The 6,907-nt window shown below is 45.0% G+C and carries 4 protein-coding genes and 1 tRNA gene; 3 read left to right on the forward strand and 2 right to left on the reverse strand.

The annotated features are described in order from the left end of the window. Positions 1-42: 42 nt before the first annotated feature. Positions 43-115: transfer RNA gene (locus V7Q33_RS18540), tRNA-Lys, on the reverse strand. 60 nt (positions 116-175) lie between these two features. On the opposite strand from V7Q33_RS18540, the gene V7Q33_RS18545 reads away from it, so the two are divergent. Continuing rightward, on the forward strand, positions 176-907 hold the full coding sequence (locus V7Q33_RS18545; RefSeq protein ID WP_333820797.1) for an SH3 domain-containing protein: 732 nt from the start codon (positions 176-178) through the stop codon (positions 905-907). On the opposite strand, the gene V7Q33_RS18550 is transcribed toward V7Q33_RS18545, so the two are convergent. Then, entirely contained in the window at positions 890-3,631 is a 2,742-nt protein-coding gene (locus V7Q33_RS18550; RefSeq protein WP_333820798.1) for a gliding motility-associated C-terminal domain-containing protein, read from the reverse strand. The genes V7Q33_RS18545 and V7Q33_RS18550 overlap by 18 nt on opposite strands. Before the next feature lie 80 nt (positions 3,632-3,711). Between V7Q33_RS18550 and rlmD the strand changes: the two genes are divergently transcribed. Together rlmD and V7Q33_RS18560 are read left to right on the forward strand one after the other, a co-directional pair. Beyond that, positions 3,712-5,160: a 23S rRNA (uracil(1939)-C(5))-methyltransferase RlmD gene (gene rlmD / locus V7Q33_RS18555; protein ID WP_333820799.1), complete on the forward strand. Its 1,449-nt coding sequence runs from the start codon at positions 3,712-3,714 to the stop codon at positions 5,158-5,160. A 214-nt stretch (positions 5,161-5,374) separates the two neighbouring features. Continuing rightward, a complete protein-coding gene (locus V7Q33_RS18560) occupies positions 5,375-6,694 on the forward strand; it encodes a pyridoxal phosphate-dependent aminotransferase (RefSeq protein WP_331978325.1) in 1,320 nt (439 codons plus the stop codon). The last annotated feature ends 213 nt before the right edge of the window (positions 6,695-6,907 follow it).

Below are 6,907 nucleotides of genomic sequence, written 5' to 3' on the forward strand. Positions count from 1 at the left end.
CAAATAAAAATGCCTCCCGGATTATCGAGGAGGCATTTTTTGTGATCCCGCTGGGATTCGAACCCAGGACCCTTACATTAAAAGTGTAATGCTCTACCAGCTGAGCTACGGAATCTTGTCAATTTTGCAGTTTTTGCCGTAATTGAGGGCACAAAAGTAATACGATTTGAATTATATGCAAAGGGGCGTTTCAAAAAATCTTTTAATTCTTTCTATATTTTTTTTCGGAGTGATTGCAGCCTCTGCGCAGGTGTCAACGCACCGGCTGGCGGAAGCGGATTCGCTCTTTAAAAACAAACGCTATACACAATCACTGGAGCAGTATCGCACCATCTTCGAGCAAAAACAATTTTCGCCTGCTATGTTGTTGAAGATGGCCTATATAGAAGAAGGACTGCAGCGCACGGGCGAAGCGCTCTATTACCTCAACCTCTATTATAATGTTACGGACGATCAGGCTGTGCTCGAAAAGATGGAAGAGCTTGCCAATAAGCATAGTCTTGAAGGCTACGAACAAACCGACACCAGTCGATTCTTGTCGTTCTATAATGATTATCATTGGTCTGTAGGCCTGGGGCTTATGGCGCTCGCTGTATTTCTGTTAAGCCTGAGTTTTTATTTGAAGCGGAAAAAAGAAATGTTGTGGCCTTCCATCACTGCACTGTTGGTTGTGCTTGCGTTATTAGGTGTGCATAACACGTTGGGTGAACGTGCAGCAAGCGGCATTGTGTCGCAGGAGAATACGTATTTAATGGATGGCCCTTCGCCTGGAGCAAGCGTTATATCCGTGGTGGAGTCTGGTCACCGTGTGGAGATACTTGGCAAAAAAGATGTGTGGATAAAAATCCGTTGGAAAGGGGTGACTGCCTATGTAAAACAGAATCGCCTGTTACCGCTGAGTCTGTGATTGGCCTTCCCAATACGACACGTTGATTATGCCTTTATATTCTTTGTCAGAATATTTAATAACATAATAATATACTCCCGAAGCTTCGCTTGGTGCATACCAGCGAAACTCGCGGCTTGCGCTGGTAAATACTTCGCGACCCCACCGGTTAAAGATCACAATGCCTTCGAAGTGGCCGGAGCAATTATCGAGTGGTAGTATATTCACCAGGTCGCCCGTAATAGCATCGCGTTTCATCATGGCGAAGAAATCGTTCTTGGAATCTCCGTTGGGAGAAATAAAGTTGGGAGGCAGGAACTCTGTATCATCACGGAGTATATCTTTAATAGAGATGTTTACATCTACCGTATCGCCCTTCTCATTGAAGCACCGGTTGTCTGAAAGTATAAAACTGAATATATAGTCGTTCTTGTAAACACCATTGGTAAAAATGTCGCACTCCGGTTTCCATATAAATGTGCCCTGTGCAGTGCCGCGACCTTCAGCCGCTGTAAAGCTATAGCCTTGTGGCGCTACGTTGCCGGTCGCTGATACCAGTTTTATCTGTAACAAATCGGCTTCAGGACTTGTATCGAAATCTATACCCGTAAGGCTCAAATCGATCTCCTGTCCCAGCGTAACATTCATAGCGTTATCGGCGGTCAATACCAGTTCCGGATTTGTACTGGCCACTTTTAATTCGGGTGCTGTATTATCGGGAGGAATAACAGTAACATTTACTACTAACGTATCGGAATAACGAAAACGGCATTTGTTTTCATTGTCGGCTACGAGAAATACAAATGTAAATTTGTCTTTGGCATCGAGGTTCACATTATCACAGCGAATATTCCAGGTAAAGAGTGAGCTCACGTTACCGTAATCAGTAGCGCCTGGAAACGTTATACCATAATCAGCTAAACTGAAACCTTTACCGGTACCCGTCAATACAAGCTTATCGTTGTCAATATCATTGCCATTTACATGAAACACCAGCGACTGATTTATTTTGCGTTCTATATTTACAGTGTCAATAGCAGGATCGCTGTTGGTAAGCTCGGGCGAAAATATGGTGGGCTTATGATTGCCCGGTAATACAATGGTAAGATTTACCGGTAGAAAATCGGGGTGGCTAAATCCACATTTGTCGTCATCCTCTACCTGCAATTTTATATCGAAGCTTGTGCGATTGGTAAAGTCGTAAACATTACAGCGCGGATCCCAGGCAAGCTCGCTGTAGAGTGTATCACCTTGTTGTCCGAGCGGAGTAACTGTTATACCAGCACTTGCCAGATCAACACCTATACCCGGAATGATGGTCTGTGTCATGTGATCACCATCTTCATCTACGGCCTTGATCAGCCACTTTTGCACAGGCGATCCTTCATTTACTGTTTTTGTTATATCTGCAGTAACATAGCGGGCATTATGGTTGGCAGGCGGTACAATATTTACCAGCACTTTAAGCGTATCCTGCAACGGTAAAGCGCAGGCGTCATCGTAAGCAATAATTCCCACGGTAAAAGGTCCTTCTATATAAGGGCATTCATCAAAGCAAATGCGAAACGTAGTGGTGCTGTCGGTTTTAGTAAGCAATGCCGTGCTGGGAACAGGAAGTATATCACTCACGTTTTTATTGAAGCCTAGCGGGATAACCTTAAGACTAATGTTCTCCTGGTAATTGTCAGCCGCTTCAGTAGCATCTTTATCGTATACTTGTATTTCGATACAACGGTCTGCATCGCTAACTGTATTTGCGAACGACACCGTCATGTTCTTCTTATAGGTATAGGTGGCATCGGTTAATTTTTTTCCGGTGATCTCCGGAGGATACGGTATAGGGCAGTCTACTACCAGCATCTGGAAGTCGCGCCTTGCTTCTCCGATCTTGATTCCATTTCTGAACTCCTCACACCTCACAGCAAATACAAAGAGTCCTACCGGCCGACTGGGAGTGACAGTAAGTAAACCCTTGTTACTAATGTGCAGGGTTGGATGACCATTCACTACATTCGACACATTGAATGGATTTCGCCATTTTACTTCGGGGTACGGTGCAGGGTTAAGTGGCGGGTATGCATCCGTGGTGTGTGTACTGAATGGCGTTACCATTGTATAGGCAAGCGAGTCGCCATCTTCATCTGTTCCGGCAAAATCTGCATAGTAAGGTAGATCAACACAAGCATAGTCACTCAAGGGAGGGAACAGATGCGGCGTTGAGTTGATAAATTGTTTTCCATTCATCATTACCGGAGGAAACTTCAGATAGAACGTTTGCCCTGCTGCACCCGATGGATCGATCTGAGGATTGGTGCTGGAAATATTGGCGATGGTATAATTACGACAGCAGCGCTCCCAAATGATATAATATCCATCGGGGTGACTGAATGTTTTTGAATCCAGCGTAATGTAGGTACTATAAAACATCTTGCTTGTTTTAAGCTGCGAAATAGTACACTTTGGCTGGGTATATTTTACGAGTGAGTCGTATATAAAGGGGATGGATACATCGCGAATAAAAGCATTATCAGCATAGCGGAATATGCGGGCTGTAATGATCTTGTCCTGCAGTTTGTTGTCTTGGAGCCCGTTGATCTCATCGAAGTAAATGATCAGGTTCAGCTTGTAACGGAAGGCATCGCTGGCAATGGGCGCGTACTGTAGTTCAAATTCACCGCCAACAATGTGCGAAGCAGCAACAGGAAACGTGACCAGGCAGAATATCAACACTAAAAATCTTTTCATACGGTTTCTGGCAAGGACAATAAATATAGAGAATAAGGACGAGGTGGAAAAACGCGGCTGCTTTGTATTTTGCGGACTTTATGCGAAAAGGAGACATAATTGAAAATCTTGTAGTCGAAACCATGGCATCTGAGGGCAAATGCGTTTCGCGTGTAGAAGGAAAGGTGATCTTTTTACAGGGTGGCGCCCCCGGAGATACGGTAGATGCACGCATTACCAAAATCAAGAGCAGTTTTTTAGAGGGATCCGTTACGGCTGTAAGAAAATTATCGCCCGATCGTGAAAATCCTTTCTGTATACACTTCGGATTGTGTGGAGGCTGCTCGTGGCAACACATTAATTACCCCACACAGTTACTGTATAAGCAGAAACAGGTAGTGGATAATCTTGAACGTATCGGTGGGCTCGAACTGCCTGCAATCGATCCGATTATAGGCTCCACCCAAACGCGTTACTACCGAAATAAGCTCGACTATACATTTTCCGCTCAACGCTGGCTTACGAAGGAAGAACTCACCGCACGTAAAGCAGAGTCGCCTGACGGATGGGTGGAGAATCTTCATACGGCAAATGATGTTGCACTCGGCTATCATATACCGCGGAAATATGATCTTGTGTTTGATGTACAAGAGTGTCACTTGCAACCCCATCCCTCCAATGCTATACGTCTTGCTGTGAAAGATGAAGCACTGAAAGCATCTATACCGTTCTTCGATCTGCGCAAGCAAATCGGATTCCTTCGCACCATTACTATACGCACAGCAAATACTGGTGAAGTAATGATCATTCTGCAGGTAACGTACGACAAAATGGAATGGATAGAACGTATACTGCATCGTCTTGAAAAAGATTTTCCCCGGATCACTTCGTTCAACTATGTGATCAACGGCAAGAAGAACGATACATTTGCTGACCTCAATATAGTTTGCTGGAAAGGTAATCCCTATATCACCGAGTCGATGCCGAAGCCTGATGGATCAGGTATACTCCAGTTTCGCGTAGGGCCAAAATCTTTTTACCAGACCAACTCCGATCAGGCGTTCGAGCTATATAAAGTAGCGTGGAAAATGGCTGAGCTGAAAGGCGATGAACTGGTATACGATTTATATACCGGCACAGGGACTATTGCTAACTTCGTTGCCAGCCAGGCTAAAAAAGTTGTAGGCCTTGAATATGTAGCTGCGGCTATTGAAGATGCCAAAGTAAATTCGCAGATCAACAATATCACCAACACTGATTTTTACGCAGGAGATATCAAAGATTTACTGGACGATAACTTTTTGAATAAACACGGTCGCCCGGATACAGTGATTACCGACCCTCCACGTGCCGGCATGCACGAAGATGTGTGTAAAATGCTGTTAAAGGCTGCGCCTAAAAAGATAGTATACGTAAGCTGCAACCCCGCCACACAAGCCCGCGACTTGAAAATACTGGATGAGAAATATACTATAGTAGCTGTGCAGCCGGTAGATATGTTTCCCCACACTATGCATGTTGAGAATGTGGTGAGTTTGGTGAGAAAGTGAGAAAAGCAGCTGGCTGCAAGCTACTGGCTGCTGGTGTGTGAGCACGAATTTCATCGTGCGCATTTTTATCTCCGTTAATCTGCGAAATCTGCGGGAGCTTTTTTTGTACTGACTCCTGCGTTCACTACCAAACACTTGTTATAAAAATTTTTTAAGCAATCTGCTTGAATCCTTCCTGCAAAACTGCCAACATCGCTGCTTCAATTTTTGAAACATGCGACAGAAGTTATTAAGTGAAGGTGCCAAGGAGTTAAGCTACGAGATTCGTGAGATCGTAAAGAAAGCCGACCAGTTGAAGAAACTCGGTGTGGCCATCTCGTGGGAAAACATTGGCGACCCGATCCAGAAGCACCACAAACTTCCGCAGTGGATCAAAGATATCATCTCCGATCTCATGAAGCAGGATGATACCTATAGCTACTGCCCATCCAAAGGTATGCTTGAAACCCGCGAGTTCCTTGCGAAGCAAACCAACGCGATGGGAGGTGTGCAAATTACTTCCGATGATATATGTTTCTTCAATGGCTTGGGCGATGCTATTTCCAAAGCCTATCAGTTCATTTCACGCACCTCGCGTGTCATCGGTCCGTCACCGGCATACTCTACACATTCCAGTGCCGAGGCTGCACACGCAGCGCATGAGCCGCTTACCTATAGACTCGATCCCAATAACAAGTGGTATCCGGACCTGGATGATCTTTACAATAAAGTAAAGTATAATCCGAATGTAGTGGGTATACTCATCATCAACCCGGATAATCCTACGGGCATGGTATATCCACTGGAAACACTCAGGCGCATTGTGGAGATCGCGAAAGAGTTTAACCTGTTCCTGCTGGCCGATGAAATCTATATCAACATCACATACAACGGAGCGCGTGCGTATTCGCTGGCGGAGATCATTGAAGATGTGCCCGGTATATCCATGAAAGGTATATCCAAGGAATTGCCCTGGCCGGGTGCACGCTGCGGCTGGATGGAATACTATAACCGCGACAAAGATGAAGACTTCAACCGCTTCTGTCAGGCGCTGGATAATGCCAAAATGATTGAAGTGTGCTCCACAAAATTACCGCAGCTCGCGATACCAAAAATTCTGGGTGATCCGCGTTTTAAAATATATCGCGAAGACACCAATAAGAATATAGGTCGCAGAAGCAAGATCATTTCTGATATACTTGGCACGGTTCCTCAACTCACCTTCAATGAAACGTTTGGTGCATTCTATAACACCATTATCTTCCGCGAAGGTAGTTTGAAGCCTACACAGAAACTGAGCATCAAAAATGCAGAAGTAAGCAAACTCGTGGATGGCTGGGTGAACAATGCAGACGGCACCCCGCGCAAAGATATAGCCCTCGACAAGCGTTTTGTATACTATCTGCTCGCCGCAAAAGGTGTATGCGTAGTGCCTATATCATCATTCTGCTCCGAGCTGCAAGGCTTCCGCGTAACACTGCTGGAAGAAGATGAAGAAACGCTCGTGAAAACATTCACAGCTATTCGCGATGGCATTGTAGAATACCTTGGATAGTTGGGAGTGGCTGCTAGCCGCAAGCTACCAGCTGCTAGATGTGTGGGAGAAGGGCATGTGTGTAGCCCATACTTCGATATTCCTTGTTCTTTATTTCGTTACCTGTTACCGGTAATTAGTTATCAACTCTTAACCTGTAACTAATAACCTGTAACAGATAACAGATAACAGCGCCTGTGCATTTAGTCTGTGGTTTCATGCTTCTGTGAGGCT

The organism is Ohtaekwangia sp., from assembly GCF_036786105.1.
Classification (GTDB): Bacteria; Bacteroidota; Bacteroidia; order Cytophagales; family Cyclobacteriaceae; genus Ohtaekwangia.